We start from the raw sequence: 22,591 nt of genomic DNA on the forward strand, positions 1-22,591 counted from the left end.
CTCACAACATGAATGAAGCGGTACAGGTGAAGGACGCTTCGGCCCGACAGGCCCAAGCGTCCTTCGCCGAAATCACGGCCAAGCGCCGAGGCCGGCTCCGGCGGTACCTTTACCAGCATCCCCGCGTCATGGACGCGGTGGTGGTGGCCGCTTACGCGGTGTTGGTTGCCCCCACCATGGTGGATGCGGTCCTGCAGGGCTCGTGGCTCGCGGCGACGCTCCTCGCTGCAGTGGCTTGCGCACTTTTCCTTCGGCGCGCGTACCCGGTGGCCTTGGCAGCGTTCGTTGCGGTGATGGAGGTGGCCGTCACCCTTCTCCACCCGTGGGGCTCGAACGTCTCTGCCGGGCTGTGGTTCTCGCTGTATGCCGTAGCGGTGGTGCACACGCGCCGGTTCGCCCTGGTGGCTATGGCCGCGGCCACCGCTCCGCTGGCCCTGTTATATCTTTTGGCCGCGGTGGGTCCCATGAAGAATTCCCTTGTCCATGCGGCGGGCAATCCGGAGGAGTTCCACCTCCTGACGAGCATCGCCACGGGCGCCACCATCGCCCTGTCCAACGTCATCGCCACCGGAATCGGCATCTCGGTGCGGCAACGCCGCGAACATGAGCAGGAGGTTGCCGCGTGGGCATCGCGCACGGCCAGCCTGGCCTCCGTCAACGAGCGGACCCGGATCGCCCGGGAAATGCACGACGTCGTGGCTCACTCCTTGACGGTGATGATCAGCCTGTCCGACGGCGCGGCAGTGGTGGCGAGGAAAAGTCCCGAACGTGCTGCCGACGTGCTGGGCGAGGTATCGCGCACGGGCCGGACTGCGCTGGCGGACATGCGTCGCGTCCTGGGTGTGCTCAGGGATCACAACGGCGCCATCGCACCGCGGGCACCCCTTGACTCGGGCGAAGGCCTCGCCAAGCTGCTGGAGGGATTTCGCACCGCCGGGCTGCCGTTGCACTATTCACATAGCGGACCGTCGCTTCCCCGGGATCCGTCCTTCCAGCTGACCGTCTACCGGATCGTGCAGGAATCACTCACCAACGTCCTGCGTTACAGCCGCGGCCACAGCCGGGTGGATGTGAGTATTCTCCGCTCCGGTTCCACCGTCACCATTGAAGTGCTCGACGACGGGAAGGAAGTCCCCGGACAGGCATCGGGTGATGCCGGCTCACCCGGACCGGCGCAGGCGCTGGGATCAGGACAGGGCCTCCTGGGGATGGCCGAGCGTGCCCGGATCTATGGCGGCTCCGTGGAAGCAGGCCCCACAGCCCGCGGCTGGCGGGTGCGGGCGGTCCTGAGCTTGCCCGATGATGATCGTCCAGATTCTGACCCCGTTCCCCAAGTGCAAGGCAGAGCATGACTCAGACACAACCAATCACCGTCCTGCTCGTGGATGACCAGCCACTGTTGAGGATGGGATTCCGCCTGATCCTGGAGGGTGAGGACGACCTCAGGATCGTGGGCGAAGCGTCCGACGGCGCCGAAGCGGTGAGGCAGGCCCGGGAGTTGGCGCCCGACGTCGTGCTCATGGACGTCCGGATGCCCGTGCTGGACGGCATCGAGGCGACCCGGGCCATCACGGCCGCCGGGGCCACTGCGCGGATCATCATCCTGACCACCTTTGACGTGGATGAATACGCGTTCGCAGGCCTTCAGGCCGGGGCATCCGCGTTCCTGCTCAAGGACGTGGCGCCGGCTGAGCTCATCCAGGCCGTCCGGGTGGTGGCCAGCGGAGATGCCGTGGTGGCGCCGCGGGTCACCCAGCGGCTCCTCGAAACGTACGTCCGCGGCGCTGCGCGGCCGCCCGCCTCGACCCAGCGCGACCCACTGCTTCAGGACCTGACGCCGCGCGAAACCGAGATGCTCGAAGCCATGGCCGAGGGCCTGTCCAACGCCGAGATCGCGCACCGCTACTTCTTGTCCGAAGCCACGGTGAAAACCCACGTTCGCCGCATCCTCACGAAGCTCCACCTTCGCGACAGGGTCCAGGCCGTGGTCTATGCGTACGAAACCGGACTGGTGGTACCCAGCAACTCCGATTACTGACGCCGGCGCGGCGTTAGACTCGGAACCATGCCTTCACCTTCCGCCGCCGCAGACCACATCCAGGACCTCGGCGCGTACGTCAGCGCCTCGCCGTCGAGCTTCCACGCCGTCCACGAGGCCGCCCGCCGGCTGGAGGAAGCAGGGTTCACCGGCCTGGACGAGCGGGAGCCCTGGACCGGTGGTGCGGGTGCCTTCTACGTGGTCCGCGACGGCGCGCTGATCGCCTGGGTGGTGCCCGAGAACGCGGGGCCCACTACCGGATTCAACATCCTGGGCGCGCACACGGATTCGCCGTCCTTCAAGCTCAAGCCCAAGCCCACCACTGGTGCGTTCGGCTGGCTGCAGGCCGGCGTGGAAGTGTACGGCGGGCCGCTCCTGAACTCCTGGCTGGACCGTGAGCTGCAGCTGGCGGGCCGGCTGGTCATGCTTGACGGTACCCAGCATCTCACGGCTACCGGCCCGCTGCTCCGCTTCCCGCAGCTGGCCATCCACCTGGACCGCGCGGTGAACGAGGGCCTGACCCTGGATAAGCAGCGGCACATGAATCCCGTCTGGGGGCTGGGAAATCCTGCCGATTTCGACCTGCTGGGTGTTCTGGCCTCCCGTGTCCCCGGCGTTTCGGTTTATGCCGCTGAGATCGGCGGGTACGACGTCGTCATAGCGGACACGCAGGCGCCTGCGGTTTTCGGGGCCAACAGCGAGTTCTTCGCGTCCGGGCGGCTGGACAACCTCTCGGCCACCCATGCCGGGCTGGCTGCGCTGATCGCGCACGCGGAGGACCAGGGGGCCGGGGCTGGTGGCGGGGCGCCCATTGCGGTGCTGGCTGCTTTCGATCACGAGGAAATCGGTTCCACCTCGCGCTCCGGGGCCTGTGGGCCTATCCTCGAAGACGTTCTCGTGCGGATCTCCGACGGCCTCGGCGCCACGGTGAGCCAGCGGCGGCAGGCGTTATCGGCGTCGTTCTGCGTGTCTGCGGACGCAGGCCACGCCGTGCACCCCAACTATCCCGAACGGCACGATCCCGCGAACCACCCGGCACTGAACGGCGGCCCGCTGCTGAAGATCAATGCCAACCAGCGCTACGCCACAGATGCGGCCGGCGCCGCGCTGTGGGCCCGGCTTTGTGGTGAGGCGAACGTGCCTTACCAGGAATTCGTGTCCAACAACGTCATGCCCTGCGGTTCAACGATTGGGCCGCTGACCGCAACCCGCCTCGGAATCCGGACGGTCGACGTCGGCGTTCCCCTGCTCTCAATGCACTCCGCCCGTGAGCTCTGCGGCGTTGAGGACCCGCACCGGCTGGCTGTTGTCACGGAGCTGTTTTTCCGGACTGCGGCGTAGGGCCTCCGCCGGGTCAGTCACTTTCCGAAGGGGATTCAGCGGCCACCGGCTAGTAGTACTTCGTTAGGTTGGTGCTCGTTGTCGGCAGTGGGGGCAGTAGCCGAGCCATGCGGCGAGGACTCGTTGGAGTTCCTTCAGGATGCCGTAAAGGCTCAGGCTGCCCCATCTGCTTTTGGGTTGGTGAGCCGTAGCCGGGTAATGAAGAGGTGGGCTGCTGTGACGAGGGTGGCGTGGCGGTGCCAGCCGGTGAAGGAGCGTCCTTCGAAGTGGGCAAGGCCCAGGCCGGTTTTGAGTTCGCGGTAGTCGTGTTCGATGCGCCAGCGCATTTTCGCGAGCCGGACCAGGGTTTTCAGGGGCGTGTCGGCGGGCAGGTCGGAGAGCCAATAGTCGGTGGGGGCGGGCTCGTGGGCGGGCCATTCGGCGAGCATCCAGGCCTCGGGCAGCGACCGGTCCTCGTTCAGCGGGATATCGCGGTTGGCGGGGCGGATGCGCAGGGCCAAAAAGCGTGATTTCATGGCCGCGGTCCGGTTTCCGGGGCCGTTTTTGGTGCCGTGGCGCCAGGTGGCCTGGCGCAGTTGTTTGCGCCCTGAGGCGAGGGCGAGGTCCCGCAGCGAGGAGGCGCTCTCACGGTACCGGTCCGCGCCGCGGGGTCCTCTGCCGCTGTAGGGCACGGGTTCGGGTGCTGCGTTGGCGGGGCGGGCACTGGTGGAGGCCTTGACTGCGAGAACGTGAGGGATCCCGCGGTCTGTAAGGCCTTGGCGGAACGCCGTGACTTCCCCGTATCCGGCATCGGCCACGACCACAGGCGGGACCAGCCCCCAGGCCTTGAGTTCGTCGATCATTTCCAGCGCCTGGGACCATTTCGTGCGGTGCCGGACAGTGTCCGGGATCCCTGCCCGCTCCCGCCGGGCCTGCACCGAAGCGGCGGCCTCGTTCGTCTCTGCGCAGGTATCATCCCAGGCCTCAGGGACATACAGCCGCCAGTCCAGCGGGCAGGACGCCGCGTCCGTAGCCGCATGCACGGACACCCCGATCTGGCAGTTCCCGATCTTGCCCAGCGTGCCGGAGTACTGGCGGGCCACGCACGGGGAGGACGGCCCGTCCTTCTTGAATCCGGTGTCATCGATGACCCAGGCCTCGGGCCCGATCGTCTGAACCGCCAGATTCGCCAGCCGGCGCCGCACAGGCTCCACCGCCCAGGTCGAGGAGGCCACGAACTGCTGCAACTGCTGATGATCCACGCCAAGCCGTTCGGCCATCGGCTGCATCGATTTCCGCCGACCATCGAGCATCAGCCCCCGAAGATACAGGCTGCCCTTGGCCCGCTGATCCCTCCGCGGCAGCGACGCGAAAACCTCCGCAACAAAGTCCTCCAGCTTGCCTCGAACGGCCGCGATCTCCTCATCCCTCACCCCCCGAAATTAACAGACCAGGCAGGGGATTAAAAGACCAACACCCCAAAACCTAACAAAGTACTACTAGGCCGCCTGCGGGTATCCACATAGCGCCCCCTGCGTAGAAATGCCGCCGGATGGTGGTTGTAGTTATGCGCATTCCGCAGTGCCCCTTGGCCGCGTACACCGGTGGCTTGTGATGCTCTCGCGAGGTTGAGCGACAGCCACTCTGGGCTTCGTCGCTGTCGCCAGCCTTGATCATGCGTGTCCAGGCGAAACGGTTTCCGCATTTCCCACAGGTTCCGCAGCGAACCAGCCTTATCCCGCATTGGAGTCCATTTGCGCGGGTAAATGGGCATTCACCGTGCCTAGCTTGGAGGCAGCAAGACGCCCCGACAGCATTCCCAAGCTCAGGACCACGGTGAATATGGCTACTCCTTCAAATCAGAAAACGCAATTTGACCGTGCCACTGCGCCTCCCCGGGTGCGCCAGCGACGGCGAAAAATGACCCTAAGTCCGCTGTTCGGCCGCATGTCCCGGTTCGCCGCCGTCGGCGCGTTCGGCACGGTCCTGAACTTGGTGATCATGGCCGCGATGCTTGGGCTGGGGGCGCACTACCTGCTGGCCGCGATCGTGGCCACCGAGCTGACCATCCTGAGCAACTTCCTGATGCAGGAGCGGCTGGTGTTCCGCGATTTGCGTGAGGGCCGCCCTATCTGGCAGCGCTTCGCGGCCAGCGTTGGCTTCAACAACGTCGAAACGCTCGTCCGGATGCCGGTGCTCGTGCTCATGGTGGACCTGCTGCTCTTGCCCGGTCTCGTCGCCCAAGCTGCGACCCTCGCAGCCGCGTTCGTGGTCCGCTTCGCTTTCACGTCCCGGGTCATCTACCCGGTTCGCCCTTCGGCCGGCGCGCCCGTGCCGGTCACCGCAACCACCATCAGCCCGGTCGGAGTGGAATCCGCATGATCCTACGTTCCTTCACCCGCTTCACAGCCCTCATGGCCGCGGCCAGCGTTGCTACTACAGGGCTTGTTGTTCTGGCACCTCCGGCTCAGGCAGCACTGCCTACAGGCACACTGGTGTCCCCGGCCAACAACAGCACGTACGCTGCTGGCGACATCATGCAGCTCAGCGCAACAGTCCAGGACACCCCAGGTCCTACCGGCCCCACAGCCGGTGTCCGCCAGGTCGAGTGGTGGCTGTATGCCGACAAGAACCAGGGCGCACCGACCGACTTCGCCGACCAGTACCCCAACAACGTCGAGAAAAAAATCAACCTTGGCATGGCCACAGTGCCCGCCTCTGGCACCGCCGCCAATGGCACCTTCCAGGCGAGCTTCACCGTGCCCTCCGGCGGCACCATTGCTGTGACATGGGACGGTGACCACATCACGCCGATTCCGGCCGGGCAGACCCGTACGTACCAACTGCCTTCGGGCAACTACCGCGTACAGGCCCACCTCCAGGATGACGAGTGGCTGGCCAACCCCGGCACCCCGGGCCTGACGCAGGTAAACACGATTACCCTCAACACCGGCACGGCGGCCCCAGCCCCCACGCCCCCGCCGTCGGATGCCTCCAATCTGGTGGTGAACGGCAATTATGCTACGGGGACAGACATCCCGACCTGTTGGATGGAGGGGTCCTGGGGTACGAACAGTCGTTCGGCCGCGCTGTCGGCCTCGGACGTTCCGGCCGGTTCGCCGGCTGGCACTCGAAGCTTCGCCTACACGGTGACCGGCTACCAGAGTGGCGACGCCAAGATCATGGCGTCGGACGGGACGGGGTGCGCCCCGACGGTGAGCGCGAGTACGAGCTACACCCTTGGCGTGCAGTACAAGTCGACGGTCGCCACCAACGCCATTCCGCTGTTCACCGCGACCTCTACGGGTGGCTGGCAGTACTGGACAACGCTGAGCACGCTACCCGCCGCCGGTAGCTGGACGCAGGTCACAGCGCCGGTGCCCGCCATCCCGGCAGGCACCACTCGGCTGTCGTTTGGCATGGCTGCGGTCGGCAACGGCACCGTCATGTCGACGGGCTGGACGCTCAGGGGGGCCCCAGCCCCCACGCCCCCGCCGTCGGATGCCTCCAATCTGGTGGTGAACGGCAATTATGCTACGGGGACAGACATCCCGACCTGTTGGATGGAGGGGTCCTGGGGTACGAACAGTCGTTCGGCCGCGCTGTCGGCCTCGGACGTTCCGGCCGGTTCGCCGGCTGGCACTCGAAGCTTCGCCTACACGGTGACCGGCTACCAGAGTGGCGACGCCAAGATCATGGCGTCGGACGGGACGGGGTGCGCCCCGACGGTGAGCGCGAGTACGAGCTACACCCTTGGCGTGCAGTACAAGTCGACGGTCGCCACCAACGCCATTCCGCTGTTCACCGCGACCTCTACGGGTGGCTGGCAGTACTGGACAACGCTGAGCACGCTACCCGCCGCCGGTAGCTGGACGCAGGTCACAGCGCCGGTGCCCGCCATCCCGGCAGGCACCACTCGGCTGTCGTTTGGCATGGCTGCGGTCGGCAACGGCACCGTCATGTCGACGGGCTGGACGCTCACGGCGGCCGGGGCAACCACGCCCCCGCCAAACGCCGACCCGCGTGCCACCACCGGCGAGTGGCAAATTGCCTCAATCACACTGCCGAACCGGGGCATCCATCAGACGCTGTTGCGTGACGGTCGGGTACTGGTGATCTCTGGCTCGGGCAACGACGAGGGCAACTTCCGGGCGGGTCAATTTACAACGCACGTCTGGAATCCCATCACCGGCGACATGACCCAGATTCCAACGCCGGAGGACATGTTTTGCTCCGGGCACGTCACGCTGCCCGACGGCCGCATCCTTATTCAAGGTGGAACTAAGGCATGGTGGACGCCGACTGACGGTTTCAAGGGGCTGCGGTCATCCTATATCTTCGACCCTGCGACGAACCTCTTCACGCGGACGAATGACGCCAATGAGGGTCACTGGTACCCGACGCTGACCAAGCTGGGGAACGGCAACGTTTGGATGGGTGGTGGGCTTACCGATCAGGCGAACCAGTACGGCGGCCACACTACGGAAATGTTCAACACGGCCACCGGTTCCTGGCTTCCCACGGCCCAAGTACCGCAAACCTGGACGTACTGGGGCGAGTACCCACACATGTTCCTCCTCGGCGACGGACGGCTGTTTTACACCGGAGCGCACACCTTCGGTGACCAGCGGCCGGGCAGCGGATCATCCCTTTACAACTGGCTCACCGCGCAGGTTGCCGACATTCCGGGCCTACGCGACAAAGACCTCCGTGACCACGCGGGTTCCGTGCTACTGCCTCCGGCGCAGAACCAGCGCTTCATGATCGCTGGTGGTGGCTACATTGACAAGGGTGCGGCTCCCACAAACTCGGTGGACCTCATCAATATGAATGACGCAAGCCCGACGTGGCATCCTGGACCTGATCTGCCTGGGCCCGGCCGTCAATACGTCAACCTCACCAACATGTTCGACCGGACGGTCCTGGCATCCAACGGGGCCACCGGCAACCGCACGGGCAACATTAGCGCGGCCTCAATCTTCAACCCGGCGACCGATACATGGACAACAATCCCTGCTGATCCGGTGGGCCGCAACTACCACTCGATGAACCTGCTCCTGCCTGACGGTCGGGTCATGATCCTTGGCTCGAATCCGATCGACGGGTCGGTCGAGATGCGGGTCTCAATTTACAACCCGCCTTACCTGTTCCGTGGGACTCGGCCCACGGTCACGCTCGCTTCAGCGAGCGCGACCTTCGGGCAGTCACTCAGTCTGGAGGTCACCGGGAACGTAGCTAGCGCCTCGTTGACCAGCCCGATGTCCTCCACGCACCAGATGGACACCAACTCCCGGCTGGTGGACCTTCCGATAACGGGCACCGGCACCACCAGGACCGCGGTCGTACCGAGTAACGCATCTCTGCTGCCGCCTGGACCGTACATGCTCACGGTTATGGACGATAAGGGGGCCGTCTCGGTGGCCCGTTGGATCACGATAGGACGTTGATGATGAAAAAGCGCAGGATGATGGCCGCTCTGATGGCCATAGCCACGACCCTCGGGGTCAGCGGGGTGGTGGCTGCGAGGGTGGCGGTCGCCGGGGATGTTCCGGTCGCCACTCACTCGCACCATTCGACCGCTGTTCAAACGAGCCTTCCCAGCGGCGTTCCGTCGGCCCCGGCCGCCGCTCCTCCTGCTGCACTGTCGGCCCAGGGCGCCGCGCCTGCGGCTGCACTGCCCGACGTGGCATCCATCGGCGATCCACCGGGCAAGGGAAAGGCACAGAGCCTGGGCGAGGCCTTGCGCCAGCCGCACGGCCTGGCTTCGGTGGGCGCTGAGCCGGGCGACGGCAAACCGCAGAGCCTAAGCGAGGCGTTGAGAAAGCCGCATGGCGTGGCCGCGGCGGGGGTAACCCCCGAAGGTGCGGGAGTCAATGATGGCACTACCAAGCAGGCCGCCGACCTCCCGATGCGCTCACTGGCGCGGGGGGAGCAGGACGCCGGGGTCAACGACGCCGCCCGCACAGGTGGCTGCGCCCCCGGCTACGGCGACGGGCGCTCCTGCCTGCCGGTAGTCCCGCCGAGTGCCGCCCAGCACGCCGGTCACAACGTCCAGGTGGTCTGGACCTGCGAGGAACTGCTAACGCTTTTCCCGCAGGGCATCCCCCTTCAAGTCCGTGGCGTCGACCCCCTCGGTCTGGACAAGGACGGCAATGGCATCGCCTGCGCCTAAACATCATCCCTAGCAGCCGGGTCGCTGACCCTAGCGACCTAGCGTGGATCCCCATGCACTTTCCGCGTTTGGAGAAAAATGACTTCGCTCGCCCCCCGCACTGCAGCCCCCGAGCCCACACTCGTGACACCGCCCAACGATCAAGAGAAGTACGCCTACATCAAGGGACCACAGCACCGGTGGTTCTTCTGGGCACACGCACTGGCGTTCGTGGGCATCGCGATCAGCTTCTACGGCTTCTCGCGCATGGAGTACTGGACCCTGGTCTTCCTGATTCCGCTAGCGATGTACGCCGCGGAGACGCTGCTGGGCCTTCGCACGTCGACCTATAGACGCAACGTTACGCTGCCGGACCACCTTTTTATGATCGAGACGTGGGCTCCCGAGAACTACCCGTCGGTTGACGTCTTCCTGCCCACTGCCGGCGAGCCGCTGGAGATTCTGAAGAACACATATGGTTACGTGTCCAAGCTCGACTACGCGGGCACGGTCACTGTCTATGTCTTGGACGACATGGGCCGCGAGGAGGTCCGGACAGCCGCCATGGCGCACGGCTTCGAGTACCTGGCCCGTCCGGGCAACGAGTTCAAGAAGGCGGGCAACCTGCGCTATGCCTTCGACCGCACCGACGGGGACGTTATCGCGATCTTTGATGCCGACTTCGTGCCGCGCCCGGAGTTCCTCTCGGAGCTCTTGCCCTACTTGGACGACCCCTCGATCGGCATCGTCCAGAGCCCGCAGTTCTTCTCCACGCCCAAGTCCATGCACTGGCTGGAGCGCACCGCGGGCGCGACCCAAGAGATCTTTTACCGCCTCATCCAGGTCAGTCGGGATTCGGTCAACGCGGCGATTTGCTGTGGCACGTCCGCGCTGTACCGCCGCAGCGCGCTCGGCGCGATCGGCGGTTTTCCCCCGATCGCGCACTCCGAGGACGTTTTCACCGGCATCGAGATGGACAAGGCCGGCTACCGACTCCAGTACGTCCCGGTGAACCTGTCCCAAGGGATCTGCCCGGACACCATTGACTCGTTCATCACCCAGCAGTACCGGTGGTGCGAGGGCTCGATGGAGCTCCTCAAGGGCGAAGAGTTCCACGCCACCTCCGGCCTGGACGCGCGCCAGCGGCTGTCCTTCTGGTCGGGTTTCATCTACTACGCCACCACGGCAATGAACGCCTTCTTCGCTCCCTTGCCGATCCTCATTATGGTCTTAGTGTTCCCGCAGTACATGGCCGCCGCAAACTTCCTGCCCTTGGTACCGCTTCTGGTCCTATGGCTTGTCATTTACCCACTCTTGCTTACGTCGCGCTGGCGCTTGGACGTACTGCGCGCGCAACTCATATACTCCTTTACCCACGCGGTGGCGATCTTCGACGTCTTCTTCGGACGGACGTCGGAATGGGTGCCCAGCCACGGCAGCACCAAGCCTGCTCCGCTGGCAATCAAGGTCAAGCGACTCATCGTCGGCTACATCGGTGTCACTTTTGGCGCTGTCCTGGCCGGGCTTGCCTGGCGGCTGTCGCAGCCGGAATACTCGTTGGCCGACTGGTGGGCTGCCGTGATCTTCGTGGGCGTCAACGCCTACGTCTTCGTGCCGGTGCTCCTGCTTGCCTTAGGAATCGACCTGCCCCGTCTCGCCCTCACCTCACGCAAGCACCGCAAGGAGACCGACGTAACCGAGCGGTTATCCGACTTCGACCAAAACTTGAAAAGCATCAGGGGCGACGAGAAGGGTGCACGCGCATGACTGCCATCGCTCCGAGCCGCCCCCAGCAGAAAATGACCGTATGGGGGTTGGCCATCGCCTCGTTCCTACCGTCGAAGGTGCGCCCCGTGGCCCGCCAATGGATGCGGCACCTGCCGCTCGGCCTGATCCTACTCCTCCAGGCGGTCGCGAGCCTGCGGTTGAGCAACACGATCTATCGTGACGAAGGCCTGTATGTGTGGACCGGTTACCGGGTCATTGAGAATTGGCTACACGGCACGCCGCTGTACGATGACCCGAGCCGCTACTTCTCCGGAGCCCCAGCGCTCTACCCGGTCATCGCCTCGCTGGTGGACCGTGTGGGAGGCCTGGAACTGGTGCGCATTTTCAGCCTGTTGTGGATGCTCGCGGCAACGGCCGCGCTGCATGCGGTCGCGAAGCGCCTGTTTCACAGCGAGGCCGCGTTCTGGACGGCCCTCTCGTTCGCCGTTGCGAGCCCCACCATGTTTCTTGGGCATTTCGCGACCTTCGACGCCATGGCTCTGTCGCTGCTCGCGCTGGCCATGGCTGCAGGGGCCCGGGGTGTTCAGACGGGCCGGTTCGTTTGGGCGCCGGTGGTGGGCCTGCTCCTCACGGTCGCCGTGGTGTCCAAGTACGCGGCCCTAATGTTCGTTCCGGTCGTGCTGGCGGTCATATGGCTGTCCTCGGTCCGTCGCTGGCGCAGCATGAGGTTCGCCGTCGCTGGCGGCCTGACCACCGCAGCGATTCTTGCCGCCTTGGCGTTGACCGTCGGCAGCACCGAACTGGAGGGATTAGCGAAAACCACGATCGACCGGCACGTCATCACCTACGCGACGTGGCAGGACATCGCACAGATGACTGTTAATAGCATCTGGCCCTATCTGGTGGTCGGCCCAATCGCGGCCGGGTATCTAGCCGTGAAGCTGCGGCGGCCCCTCCTGGCTCTGGTGCTGCTCGGGGCAATGCTGGCCCCGGCTGTCTACCAGGCCTACATCGGGGAGAGCGTGTCGCTGGAGAAGCACTTGGGCTTTGGGCTGCTGTTCGGGTCCCTGGCAATCGGGGCGCTGTTGTCGGCCCGCATCGCGCACCCGGCCCGCAGACTGGTGTCGGTCGTCGTCATCGGGGTCATGGGGATCGCCGGCCTGGCTGAGAGCCACCGCCTGTACGGCGAGTGGTCCAACAGCGATAAACTCGCAGACGTGATGGCCTACTCTTGGGAGGCAACACCCTATATGCGGACTTTGGGCGACGTCGCGGAGCCGCTACGGTATCGCTTCATGCACGACACCGAATACTGGCAGTGGACCACCACTGACTCGATCTACTACAACGGCCAGCGAGGCATGGAGGGGGCGGAAGCCGGACTCCGCGATCGCTACTGGCAGTACGTCTACTTCGATGGCACAACAAAGGAGAGCCGCGAGCTCATGCCGAGGATGGAGTCGTTCGGCTATGCTCTCACTAAGACGATCACCCTCCGCCGTAACGACGGCACCGACACCTATTACGTCTGGGAAAACTACGAACCTGAACGCGGTGCAGCCGCCAGCGAGCGATGAGAAAGAATTCACGCGTCGCAAGCTACTGGGGATGGTGGGCGTCGGTGTGGCCGTCGGGCTCCTCGGAGGTGATGTCCAAGGGGGCAGGATGCCCGATCTCGTCACCAGGTGCCGTTTCGGTGCCTACGCGACTGATGAGCCGTACCCTATCGAATCCCACTTCGCCTTGGAGGCTCGACTCGGCGGGACCAAGCTTCCCGTCGCTTCATGGTTCCAGGCATGGGGGGGCGGCTGGATCAAGTCCGAGGCAGACAAGCTGGCGGCGCGCGGAGGCTACGATATCCTCATGTGCTGGGAGCCGCACAAGATCAATTTCGACTCGATCCTGCGCGGCGAGCATGACGCCTACATCCGCTCCTACATCGCGGAAGCGGCGGCCTACCCGAACCTGGTGTCCCTGCGTCCCTTCCACGAGTCCAATGGCGACTGGTATGACTGGGCGCCCGGCTCGGGCCGGGGGTACGTCCGCGACGCCACGCAGTGGAAGGAAGCCTGGCGGCACGTCGTGGGCGTCGCCCGGACGGTGCCCAACTCCAGCCGGGTGAAGTTCTATTGGTGCATGAACGGTAATGACGCGGGCGGCCCGAGTATGGAGATGCTCTGGCCAGGCAAGGAGTGGGTCGACATCATCGGTGTTGATGCTTACGACTGGGGCGCCCCGGGTGGTGGGTCGTTCGACCAGATCCACGCCGATGCCTACCGTAGGACCACCGCGCTCCACCCCACAGCAGAGTACTGGGTCGGGGAGACAGGCCGGGATAACCTCGGTGACACAGCCGAGTGGTACCGGGGGGCTTATCGGTCCCAGCAGTTCCCCCGGATGACTACGGTCTGCTGGTTCCACAAGAACAACTTCGTGGTGGACGGCAACCACGGTTCGCTAGCGGTGCACCGGGCGGAGCTGCCCCGGGCTCCTCAGTACGCTGGTGGCTTCCCTGCGAGCGGGACCGGAGGCCGGACCACGATGCCCCCGGCCGCGAAACTGCCCGCCGCCCCGGCGACCATAGATGTATCCGTGGCCCGGCCCATGGGCGGGGGGATGTACGAGTTCAACGTTAACTGGACAGCCCCCAAGGACGCCAGTATGGTCACGGGCTACCACGTGGCTCAGGCCAGTTCGACGCAGTGGAAGTCGGCGCTGCTCCCGACGACGGTTCGAACCTTCAAATTGACTAACTTCAAACTCGGCGAGGAGATCAGGGTCTCGGTCACAGCTACCAACGGCACGCGGGAGGGTCCGGCCGCCCTTGCAGCCACCAAGATCGCGGACACGGTCCCGAGGCCCGCGCCGACCCCTATGCCGTCGCCCGCGACTGTCACGGAGTGGCTCGTTGTTAGCCCGAATCACCCGACCAGCACGAGGAGGCCACCAGCATGACGATCACCATCACTCCCGCATCCGCTGGCGTGCCCAGCTGGCCGACACCCGAGAAGGAACGCGTGCCGAATGACAGCTGTCCTGGCGATTGGAAGCCACCCCGACGATATCGAACTGGGCTGCGGTGGCACACTGGCCCGGCACGTCCCATCCGGCGATGACGTCTATATGCTCGTCATCACCACTGGCGAGGCCGGACCCAGCATCGTGAGCGCGCGGGTCCGGGAACAGCTCGCGGCAGCCGAGATTTTGGGCGTGCCTCGGGGCCGCCTGTTCCGGGGCGAATTGCCTGACGGCCGCGTGAGTAACTACGAGCTGGATCTCGTACACACCATCGAGCGCGCCATCACCCAGACCCAGGCCGAGGTGGTGTACAGCCACGGCAACTTGGACAGCCACCAGGATAACCGCGCCGTGGCCGAGGCGACTTGGGGTGCGGCCCGACAGGCGCGGCGGGTGCTGTGCTACGACAGCCCGTCCAGCCACTCCTTCAACCCTAGTGTGTTCGTGGATATCACTAGCACGGTGGACAAGAAGTGCGAGGCGCTCAACGCCCACTCAAGCCAAGTCGGCAACTCCACCATGGCATCGACATCATTGGTGATGACCCAAGCCGGCTACCGGGGATTCCAGGCTCGGGTAGAGGCCGCCGAGGGCTTTATGCCTCACCGGCTGCTCCTCGACGTCTAGCCCGAACCGCCCGCCGTCTTCAAATCGAGGTTCGCGCCTACTTACAGTCACCGCCCGAAGCGGAAGCCGTCCCGATCGATTTTCCGGGCCGGGACGCCTGCCCAGGTTTCGCCGTCGGGCACGTTGGAGAGCACCGCAGCTCCCATACCAACCGTCGCGTAGGCCCCGACCGAGGTGCCTTCCCGGACGCTGGAATTCATCCCCAGTGAGGCTGCGTGGCCTATCCGGACACCGCCGCCCAATGACACTCCGGCGTCGAAGGTCGCGAAGTCCGCCACGTTGTCGTCGTGGGTGAACGTCACGGACGGCATTGCCACCACGTGTGAGCCGAGGGTGACTGACGCTGTCAGGGTCACGTTGCGCAGCAGGATGCTGCCCCGGCCGATCCGGCAGCCCTCCGGGCATTCCACCGACGGGTCGATCGCGGTGGCGTACCGGGCCTCGTGCAGTCCCATGGCGGCGAGCCGTTGCACCACATTTTCGCGTGACCTGCCTGCGCTGAGGCAGACCAGGACGAAGGCGTGCAGGTAGGAGGGTGCGTCATCAATGGTTCCCAGGACCGGCGCCCCGTCTACGGTGACCCCGGCCAATTCCTTGTCATCATCGAGCACCCCCACAACGTCGTACTGGCCGCTGCTCCGCACCATCGCCAGGACTTCGCGGGCCAGGCCGCTCGCCGCAACGAGGATCAGCTCACTCATCGGGCCGCAGCCCTGGCGGCAGTTTGGATCGTGTTGATGACACGGTTAATGCTGACTGTGTCCAGTTCGTGGTAAACGGGTAGGACCAATGTGCTGTCCGTGAGCCATTCGGTGTGCTGCAGCCGCGCGTTGCCGGTGTCGCGCCAGCGGTACGCCGGCTGCCGGTGTGCCGCCATGACGCCGCGGGTGGCCCCAATGCCCGCGTCAGCCAGCCTTGAAAGCAGGCCTTCCCGGCTGGTGGCAAATTGCGGTAGAACCTCGATCCAGAACGAGCGGAAGTTTGTGACGCCATGAAGCGGGTCCGCCGCCAGCCGCAGGCCGGCTATGCCCCCTAGCCCCGCAGCGTACGTGGCCGCAATCCCCCGGCGCCGTGCCACGATCTGGGCAAGGCGGCGTAGCTGCGCAATCCCGACGGCGGCCTGCAGGTCTGTCATCCCGTAGTTGAAGCCAACCTCGAGAAACACTTCCCGTGGTGCCGGTACGGAGTCCTGGCGCTCAACATCGGCGAGGCTTCGGGAGTGCTCACGGAGCGTTCGGGCCCGTGCGGCCCAGTCCGTCCTGTGCGTGGTGAGCATCCCCCCTTCACCCGTGGTGATGACTTCCCCCGGGCGGAACGACCAGACGGCCAAATCTGCTCCGGTGCCGACAGGCCTGCCCTTGTAGAGGGATCCGACGGCGGAGGCGGCATCCTCGATCACGGTGATCTCATGCCTGTCGCATAGCTCCCGGATCGGGTCCAGATCCACGGGAATCCCGCCTTGGTCAACCACAATGACCGCGCGCGTGTCCAAGGTCAGGGCTGCGCGGATTGTCTCGGCGGTGGCGTTACCTGTGGACGGGTCGACGTCGCAAAATACTGGACGCGCCCCCACATACGTGACGGCGTTGGCGACGGCTATGAACGCCAGCGAAGGCACAACTACGTCGTCCCCCTGGCCCACACCGGCCACAACCAAAGCCAGGTGCAGCGCGGCCGTGCAACTGGATGTGGCCACCGCGTGGGGAACCTCGTGCGCCGTACCGAAGTCCGACTCGAACTTCTCGACTTTGGGCCCTTGTGCCACCCATCCGGAAGCGATTACCTCGGTAAGCGCCTGTGATTCCTCGGCACCGAGCCAAGGCTGCATGACGTTGATCCGGGCAAGTGCTGTTTCCGGAATCATCGGGAACCCTGCTTTCTTGGTCGCGGCCTGTTCCCCTCATCCAAAATTTAGTCTCGAATGGGACGTTACTTGTTAGGAATACCAGGGCTGTGCGGGTGCCAGAAAGCAACAGTGCGGATACTGCGGGTACCTGCGGGTAGCCTGCCTGCCTAGAGGACCGGCAGAACGTACGGCTCCCGGGAAGGAGTTTCCTTGCCGGCGGCCAAGGCCGTCAGCTGCGCCCGCGATTCAACCCCGAGCTTTCGGTAGATGGCCGTCAGGCGTACCTCCACGGTCCGGATGGAGACGAACAACGTGGCAGCTATTTCCTTATTGCGCATGCCGCGGCAAACCATCGTGGCGAGGGCGCGTTCGTGGTCGGCAAGCATCATCAAAGCCGGATTGCCCGGAGAGCGCGGCGGCTCCGACCGCTCGTCGAGGAGAAGGTGGTCGACGTGCTGGGTCCAGGCCTGCGCGCCCGCCTCGTCAAACATCACCTTTGCACGCAATAGCCCGTCCCTGGCATCCCGTAGCCTGCCCAGGGCACCCAGCCGCTCCGCGTAGCACAGCAAAGTCCGGGCCCGTTCCAGCCGCGAGTCGTTGCCCGTCCTGCTCTCCAGCGCCTGGCTAAACAGTTGAAGCGACTGTTCGCCGTCGGCCAGCATCGCGCGGCTGCGCGCCACAGCCATCAGCAGCCAAGGGGACCTCAGCCCCACTGCGCGGCCCTCAAACCGGTGGAGGGCCTGGGTTGCCTCGCGATGGCGCCCAAGACGAATCAGGACTTCCACGAGATCCGCCTCGCAGCGGAGAAGTGTGGGATTGGCGAACCTCATACCGATCTCGGCGGCGCGGGACAGATGCGCGCAGGCCTCTGCCAGATTGCCGCGCATCAGCGCGAAGTGACCCTGCCAGGCAGCCAACTGGGCAGTGATGGCAGGATGGCTGTCCACCCCGGAAAAGTGGTGGGCGTCGGCAACATGAAGCTGGGCCAGCGCCTCATCGCCCAAGGAATAGGCTCGCCACACGCGGAAAATGTGCCGCATCCCGCGGTGATATTTGGTCTCGGGCTCGGTGAGTTCAAGGTCCTCGATGAGGCGCAGGGCTTTCCGGACGTTCCCGGCACGGATCTCATTGTCCACTGCGAAGTATTCTGCTGTCTCGCGCCAGTTGACGTTGCTCGCATCGACTGAGCTCCGCACCACGGCGAAGGCCTCCTGGGCGCGGTCATGGTGTTCCGCATAGGAGAGGGCGCGGCCCAGCACCAAAAGACTGGCCTCTGTGCTGGCGGCGTCGGGTTTCCGGCCGAATTGCTCCGTGTTGCCCCTGATCGACTCAATCAGAAGCCTGGCGCGGTCAGCCACTGCGGAGCAGTCCTTGGAGGCGGCTTCCTGGAAATCGTCGGCCTGGTGGAGCAGCCCGACAGCGTCGTCCAGTTCCCACCGTTCGGCGTAGTAGAGGGAACCGACGGCCAAGAGGGTGGCGGCATAGGCGGGGTCATGCTGGCCGAACTCTTTGACCAGGCGCAGCACCATGCAGGATCGAACTGCGGCACCTTGGATGAACTGAATTTCGAAGGCCAGCCCCGTCAGCCGAAGAATCAGGGCCGGATTGCGGGTTATTCGCCGGGCCCAGTCCAAGTACCGCTTGGCATAGACGAATTCGCCCCTGTTGAACAGGAGCTCCGCCACGGTGGTGAGCCGCGCCGCCGTTTCCGCCTCCCAGGGATTGATCGTCAATGCGCGTTCAATGTACTCCACGGCGAAAGGCATTTCGCCGGCCCGGATCAGATCGACTGCAAACCGGAGGAGGCCGAAGGGAGTTTGGCGCTCGAGCGCGCTGAAGCTCAGATGCCAGCGGCGGGCGAACTGGTCGGCCTCACCGGCCGCTTCCGCCAGGGCGCGGTGGTTGGCGGTGCGGACCGCTGGCGTCATGGCGGCGAAAACATAACCGCGCAGGAGTTGGTCCTTGATCCGGAGGTGCGGTCCGGACCGGCTGAGCATGCCATTCGCAAGGAGCTCATCCACTCCTGTCCACACGTCGCCGTACACCTTTTCGAGCGTGGCAACATCGCTTCGGCAGGACAGGGACATCAGATCAAGGACTTGACGGGCGGCAGGCGAGAGTGCGCCCACTTTCGCGGCGAACTCGGATTCAAAGCTTCCCTTGCAGGGAAGCGGCACGGGAAGCGCGTACTTACCTTCCGTATGGCGTTCCACCAGGCAGGTGTAAAGCTCGGCGGCGGCCAGCGGGTTTCCCTCGGTTGCTGCGGCAACTGCGTGGACCACCGCCGTCGCAGTCTGCCGCGCCGGAATAGCTTCCAGTATCCGAATGGTGTCGTTATAGGTCAGGGGCTTCAGATGCAGGGCCGGGAGACTGCCGAAGGGGCTGTCCGGCGCCTCGTTCCGGACGCTGGCGATGAGTACGATGTCCGTTCCGGCCAGGCGGCGGGCGAGGAACCCGATGACCGCCTGACTGCTGGAGTCAAGCTGGTCCGCATCGTCAATGACGACGACGGTTCGTGAGGAGGAGCGCTGATGAAGCCCATCGAGAAGCATCGTGGCAACCATGGGAACGTCCAGGGAGCGGGTCGAGTCCCGGAGCAGTTCATCGGCGAACCGGCCCAGGATTGGATCGTCGATTCCGTTCAGCAGCGCGGTAAGGCCTGAAAGCGGCCAGTCGGACTCTGCTGCACTTGCCCGCAGGAAAACAGTCCTATGGTCCGAAAGCCGGGGAATTTCGGACAAAAGAGCGGACTTGCCCAGCCCCCGCGGTCCAACCACGGTGAGGGCAGCTTCCTTCGGGCCCCGGATCACCGCCAGGATCCGGTCCAGCTCCTTGTTCCGGCCAATCAACGACATAGAAGTCCCCAATCCTTGAAGAAGGAGACCTGCAGCGCCCTGCACTTCACCACACCACCGTCCAGCCAGCTGCTTGACTGATCGGGCCCAACTACGGTTACCCAGCCGATGGATGACAATGTAGCCCGGCCGTATTGGGGCGCACCACAGTACTTGTGGACCCAACGAACTAAGTACTACTACTTAGGAGTACTCACTTTCCTGTGGCGCGGGCTTCTGAGTGGGCCGGTGCCGGCATGGCGGGCCGCCTCGGTCAGGGACGGTTGCGTCAGTGTGCCGTGCCGAACGGATTGTAGGTTCGGGTTCCCTCGGTAATGTCCTTGTTGAGCTGAGTGAGCCGCCGGACAATCTCTTGGGCATCCTGCGCTGTGGACTTCGGCCAGCCATAACATGCGGCCACTGCTTCATCCAGCTGCTTGTGCAGCTTCTTCAGGTCCGCGTAGCCGCCGTCGTCCATGAGGTTGTAGAGCTTGGTTAGTCCGAAGTTCTCCGCCTTGCAGATCTCCTGCCGGCGTGCGACGACGGCCCGGCTGAGTTCCGCGACAGCCTCGCGTTGCGCCGGGGTGACCGGGTCCGGCCAGGGAAAGGTTTCGAAGACGGACGTTGGGGTGTAGCGGAGGCGCGTCTCGAGGGTGGACGAGCGGTGCCAGGCCCAGGCGTCGTGCGCCTTGGAGAGGAGGATGCCCATGGAGTAGTCATCGTCGAAGGCAAAAACATTCGTGGCATTGCTGGCCAATGTCCGAGGCTCGCACCAAATGACCTCCAGGCGTTTCGCGTGCCCGGCCACGGCGCCGTAACGTGGCAGTCCAAACAGGGCACCTCTCATTGCAGTCCTCGGCTCTGCGAAGATCCACCACTTTTCGCGGTAGGACTTCCGGTTGTTCTTTTCTCGCTCCGGCTTCACGTCCCGTCGGACAATAGCTAAGGGGGCTTTGTAGGGTAAGCACTTCTCCAGCGGCCGCAGTCCAAAGTCGATGGCCCATCGGGATGGGCCTTGTGTTGGGGAATCCGTGATGTCGCTGGCCGTGAGGTACGGACGAACAACGTCGGCATTCAACTCATCAGCCCTCAACAGCATCTCCGCAGTTGCATCGTCGATGATCAGCCCCTTCGCTTTCGGACTGGGACCTTCAAAGCAGCGATTTTTGTTCGCCGTCAGCGGTTGCGGTGCCCAGCCGTTCGGGTCCTCGTCGCGGAGGGACGGATTGATGGCGGTGACCGGCACCCCATCGAGCATGAACTCGGTGGGTGCCATGTCCGGCGCGTTGACCCAGTTCACGATGCTGACGTGGACCTTCGCTTCGCCTGGCCATTTCTGGCTGGAAACAGCATCCGTGATGACGCCGCCGTTGGCCAGGACGTATTCCAGCGAAGCCGAGCGGCCAAGGTTCTGCGAGATGGAGTTGGTACCAACCAGCCCTGCCCGCTGCCCCGGCTTCAGCTGATCCTGCGCCTTACGGAACCAGTAGACGCACAAGTCCTTAATACCCACGCCGAACTGTTTCTTGAGCCAGCCGAGGTAATCGTCGCCCAGGGACCGACGAAGCAAAGACGCCCCCAGGAACGGCGGGTTGCCGATGATCGCGTCCACCTCCGGCCACTCAGCAGCCAGCGCGTCGGCCCGGCGGATCGAAGACATGTCCACCAGGGGCAGTGGATCCTCGGCGGCGCCGAAGCGGTCGATCATCTGGCGCTGGCCCATCCACAGCGTCAGCCGGGCGATCAGCACGGCGATGCCTTCGATGTCGATGCCGTGCAGGTTGTTCAACGGGTAGTAGGGCAGCGGACCAGCAGGCGCCGGCACTCCGGTGGCGTGCGCCGTCGTCGTAATTCTTTCCTTCAGCTCCTGTTCCAGGCCGCGCAGTTCGCGGTAGGCGACGTAAAGGAAGTTGCCGCAGCCGCAACTCGGATCCAGGACCTTGAACGCGCACAACTCGTCCAGCAGCGCCACGCCGCCGGCCACGCAGGACACGGCGTCGATCCGTTCGCGCCAGGGCCTGATGATGGTGGGCGTGACGATCTTCATGATGTCTGCCTCGTGCGTGTAGTGGGCGCCGAGTTCCGCCCGGCGGTCCTCACCGAGGACGCCCTCCATCAGAGAGCCAAAAATGGTGGGGTCCACCTGCCGCCAGTCGAATTCGGCGGCCTGGTCCAGCATCTTCAGCTCGTCGGTGGTGAGGTCCACTTCAGCGGCTTCCAGGAAGAGTGAGCCGTTGACGTAGCGCGTGCCGCGCAGTTCGCCCTTCCGGTTTTGCGCGCCTTTTTGGTTCAGCACACGGAACAGGAAGCCGATTTCCTTGGCGGAATTGGGCTCGCTCTCGTGGAGGAGGCGCTTGACGATGGTCTGCAGCGGGTAGCCATCCAGCATGCCCAGGTCCTCGGCGAAGAGGCACCACACGGACTGCAGGACAAAGCGCTGGATTTCATCGATGGGCGCTGCGCTGCGATCCGCCAGCGACAGGTAGAGCGTGGCGATGTGCTTGGCCGCGTCCTTGCTCATGGCCCGGTGGTGTTCGGCAAAAACCGGGTCCAAAGTGGTGTCGGCCAGGAACAGCAGGGAGTCGTATTTGTCCGGCAGGTCCTTGAGCGGGACGGTCAACCGCGGCTTGGTGGGGAAGCGGCCGGGCTCCCAAATCTCGAATTCGTGGAAGTTGCAGATCACCACGAAGCGGGCGGCCGGGATGTCCGCTGACTCGTCCGAGGACTCCTGCCAGTACCGGTGGATCTGGTCCCGTGCCGATTCGACCTTGATGCCGGGTTTCTTCATCTCCACGATCAGCGTGCCGGGCCAGTGGAGGTCCATGAAGCCGGCGCTGGATTTGAAATCTTCGAAGACGGCACCGGAGGTCTGGCGGTTGGAGCCGTAGCACTCAAAGAGTTCGTTCAGGAAGGTCTGGGCTTCAGCTTTTTCGCTGCCACCGTAGGTCCCCCACTTGGCCGCAAACTTGACCAGTGCTGCCCTGATTTCCTCGCCACTGCGCGCCAAAACGCTCCCCCTGTATTCGCCG

Annotated in this window: 15 protein-coding genes; 10 read left to right on the plus strand and 5 right to left on the minus strand. The window is 64.7% G+C overall.

The genetic code is table 11. The features are described from left to right. Positions 1-8: 8 nt before the first annotated feature. The 3 genes from PY310_RS04330 to PY310_RS04340 are packed head-to-tail and all read left to right on the plus strand — an operon-like array spanning position 9 to position 3,379. On the plus strand, positions 9-1,352 hold the full coding sequence (locus PY310_RS04330; protein ID WP_275212989.1) for a sensor histidine kinase: 1,344 nt from the start codon (positions 9-11) through the stop codon (positions 1,350-1,352). Continuing rightward, on the plus strand, positions 1,349-2,038 hold the full coding sequence (locus tag PY310_RS04335; RefSeq protein ID WP_275212990.1) for a response regulator: 690 nt from the start codon (positions 1,349-1,351) through the stop codon (positions 2,036-2,038). The genes PY310_RS04330 and PY310_RS04335 overlap by 4 nt, the downstream gene beginning before the upstream one ends. 27 nt (positions 2,039-2,065) lie before the next feature. After that, positions 2,066-3,379 carry a M18 family aminopeptidase gene (locus PY310_RS04340; RefSeq protein WP_275212991.1) on the plus strand — a complete coding sequence of 438 codons (1,314 nt, stop codon included), beginning with the start codon at positions 2,066-2,068 and terminating at the stop codon, positions 3,377-3,379. Positions 3,380-3,531: 152 nt separating this feature from the next. Here the strand turns inward: PY310_RS04340 and PY310_RS04345 are convergent, their stop codons facing one another. Continuing rightward, positions 3,532-4,791, minus strand: coding sequence for an IS701 family transposase (locus PY310_RS04345; protein ID WP_275212992.1), 1,260 nt, complete (start codon positions 4,789-4,791; stop codon positions 3,532-3,534). A 487-nt stretch (positions 4,792-5,278) separates the two neighbouring features. Between PY310_RS04345 and PY310_RS04350 the strand changes: the two genes are divergently transcribed. The 7 genes from PY310_RS04350 (at position 5,279) to PY310_RS04380 (ending at position 14,882) form a co-directional block, all read left to right on the plus strand. Beyond that, positions 5,279-5,740, plus strand: coding sequence for a GtrA family protein (locus tag PY310_RS04350; RefSeq protein ID WP_275212993.1), 462 nt, complete (start codon positions 5,279-5,281; stop codon positions 5,738-5,740). 155 nt (positions 5,741-5,895) lie between these two features. Beyond that, positions 5,896-8,805, plus strand: a complete 2,910-nt coding sequence (locus tag PY310_RS04355; RefSeq protein ID WP_275212995.1) for a galactose oxidase-like domain-containing protein — start codon at positions 5,896-5,898, stop codon at positions 8,803-8,805. After that, entirely contained in the window at positions 8,805-9,530 is a 726-nt protein-coding gene (locus PY310_RS04360; RefSeq protein ID WP_275212996.1) for a hypothetical protein, read from the plus strand. Before PY310_RS04355 ends, PY310_RS04360 begins: the two co-directional genes overlap by 1 nt. 78 nt (positions 9,531-9,608) lie before the next feature. Beyond that, positions 9,609-11,276, plus strand: a complete 1,668-nt coding sequence (locus tag PY310_RS04365; protein WP_275212997.1) for a glycosyltransferase family 2 protein — start codon at positions 9,609-9,611, stop codon at positions 11,274-11,276. Then, a complete protein-coding gene (locus PY310_RS04370; protein WP_275212998.1) occupies positions 11,273-12,814 on the plus strand; it encodes an ArnT family glycosyltransferase in 1,542 nt (513 codons plus the stop codon). The genes PY310_RS04365 and PY310_RS04370 overlap by 4 nt, the downstream gene beginning before the upstream one ends. Positions 12,815-12,902: 88 nt before the next feature. Next, complete coding sequence (locus tag PY310_RS04375) at positions 12,903-14,192, plus strand: glycosyl hydrolase (protein WP_275212999.1); 1,290 nt, start codon at positions 12,903-12,905, stop codon at positions 14,190-14,192. Positions 14,193-14,261: 69 nt separating this feature from the next. Next, the gene (locus PY310_RS04380) at positions 14,262-14,882 is read left to right on the plus strand and encodes a PIG-L deacetylase family protein (RefSeq protein WP_275213001.1); all 621 of its coding nucleotides are present in this window, start codon (positions 14,262-14,264) and stop codon (positions 14,880-14,882) included. 47 nt (positions 14,883-14,929) lie between these two features. Here PY310_RS04380 and PY310_RS04385 read toward each other — a convergent pair whose 3' ends face one another. The 4 genes from PY310_RS04385 to PY310_RS04400 all read right to left on the minus strand — a co-directional run bounded on the left by PY310_RS04385 (position 14,930) and on the right by PY310_RS04400 (position 22,569). Beyond that, entirely contained in the window at positions 14,930-15,583 is a 654-nt protein-coding gene (locus tag PY310_RS04385) for a NeuD/PglB/VioB family sugar acetyltransferase (RefSeq protein ID WP_275213002.1), read from the minus strand. Continuing rightward, positions 15,580-16,746: a DegT/DnrJ/EryC1/StrS family aminotransferase gene (locus PY310_RS04390; protein WP_275213003.1), complete on the minus strand. Its 1,167-nt coding sequence runs from the start codon at positions 16,744-16,746 to the stop codon at positions 15,580-15,582. Before PY310_RS04390 ends, PY310_RS04385 begins: the two co-directional genes overlap by 4 nt. A gap of 149 nt (positions 16,747-16,895) precedes the next feature. Continuing rightward, positions 16,896-19,583 (minus strand): helix-turn-helix transcriptional regulator, encoded by a 2,688-nt coding sequence (locus PY310_RS04395; protein WP_275213004.1) that lies wholly within the window; start codon positions 19,581-19,583, stop codon positions 16,896-16,898. Positions 19,584-19,851: 268 nt separating this feature from the next. Beyond that, complete coding sequence (locus tag PY310_RS04400) at positions 19,852-22,569, minus strand: DNA methyltransferase (protein ID WP_275213006.1); 2,718 nt, start codon at positions 22,567-22,569, stop codon at positions 19,852-19,854. Positions 22,570-22,591 lie beyond the last annotated feature (22 nt).

The sequence above is a fragment of the Pseudarthrobacter naphthalenicus genome (assembly GCF_029076445.1).
In the GTDB taxonomy this organism is placed as follows: Bacteria; Actinomycetota; Actinomycetes; order Actinomycetales; family Micrococcaceae; genus Arthrobacter; species Arthrobacter naphthalenicus.

What these genes read in the sequence shown, in the direction of transcription:
- PY310_RS04330 (WP_275212989.1), top strand. Translation starts at nt 9, where the DNA reads ATGAATGAAGCGGTACAGGTGAAGGACGCTTCGGCCCGACAGGCCCAA.
- PY310_RS04335 (WP_275212990.1), top strand. Translation starts at nt 1,349, where the DNA reads ATGACTCAGACACAACCAATCACCGTCCTGCTCGTGGATGACCAGCCA.
- PY310_RS04340 (WP_275212991.1), top strand. Translation starts at nt 2,066, where the DNA reads ATGCCTTCACCTTCCGCCGCCGCAGACCACATCCAGGACCTCGGCGCG.
- PY310_RS04350 (WP_275212993.1), top strand. Translation starts at nt 5,279, where the DNA reads ATGACCCTAAGTCCGCTGTTCGGCCGCATGTCCCGGTTCGCCGCCGTC.
- PY310_RS04355 (WP_275212995.1), top strand. Translation starts at nt 5,896, where the DNA reads ATGCAGCTCAGCGCAACAGTCCAGGACACCCCAGGTCCTACCGGCCCC.
- PY310_RS04360 (WP_275212996.1), top strand. Translation starts at nt 8,805, where the DNA reads ATGATGAAAAAGCGCAGGATGATGGCCGCTCTGATGGCCATAGCCACG.
- PY310_RS04365 (WP_275212997.1), top strand. Translation starts at nt 9,609, where the DNA reads ATGACTTCGCTCGCCCCCCGCACTGCAGCCCCCGAGCCCACACTCGTG.
- PY310_RS04370 (WP_275212998.1), top strand. Translation starts at nt 11,273, where the DNA reads ATGACTGCCATCGCTCCGAGCCGCCCCCAGCAGAAAATGACCGTATGG.
- PY310_RS04375 (WP_275212999.1), top strand. Translation starts at nt 12,903, where the DNA reads ATGCCCGATCTCGTCACCAGGTGCCGTTTCGGTGCCTACGCGACTGAT.
- PY310_RS04380 (WP_275213001.1), top strand. Translation starts at nt 14,262, where the DNA reads ATGACAGCTGTCCTGGCGATTGGAAGCCACCCCGACGATATCGAACTG.
- PY310_RS04385 (WP_275213002.1), bottom strand. Translation starts at nt 15,583, where the DNA reads ATGAGTGAGCTGATCCTCGTTGCGGCGAGCGGCCTGGCCCGCGAAGTC.
- PY310_RS04390 (WP_275213003.1), bottom strand. Translation starts at nt 16,746, where the DNA reads ATGATTCCGGAAACAGCACTTGCCCGGATCAACGTCATGCAGCCTTGG.
- PY310_RS04395 (WP_275213004.1), bottom strand. Translation starts at nt 19,583, where the DNA reads ATGTCGTTGATTGGCCGGAACAAGGAGCTGGACCGGATCCTGGCGGTG.